We start from the raw sequence: 529 nt of genomic DNA on the forward strand, positions 1-529 counted from the left end.
TCTTTAAACGGTCTCTTTAATTGGGCAGTTGATAATGCTCTTTTAAATAGAAATCCTGCCCTTAATATAAAAGCACCAAAATCTCTTAACAGTGAGGGGTTACAACCATGGCTAGAAGAGGACATAGATAAATACTACCATCATTGGTCACATGGTAGCCATGAACGCGTCTGGATTGATGTTCTTCTTTACACGGGGTTGCGCCGTGGTGACGCAGTTCGTATCGGCTGGAAAGACGTTAAAGATAATATCATCCATCTTAAAACAGAAAAGAGCCAATTTAAAACGGATGTTTTTCTCCCTATTTTACCAGAACTTACAGAAACTCTTCAAATTGGTCCTATAGGAGATGAAACATTCATTTGTGGTAAAAGTGGAAATAAGCTCGTGAAAGAAAGTTTTGGCAACCTATTTCGTGAAGCCTGTAATGCTGCAGGTATAAAAAAGTCAGCACATGGCTTGCGAAAATTAGCAGCAACACGTGCCGCCAATGCTGGTGCTACAGTTTCACAAATGAAAGCGCTTTTTG

1 protein-coding gene is annotated in these 529 nt (G+C 39.9%); it reads left to right on the top strand.

All coding sequences use genetic code 11. The features are described 5' to 3' along the window. A partial coding sequence (locus tag ACFIO5_RS11455; RefSeq protein ID WP_375705477.1) for a tyrosine-type recombinase/integrase occupies positions 1 to 529 on the top strand: 529 nt, incomplete at both ends.

This window comes from Bartonella sp. AA86SXKL (assembly GCF_042196885.1).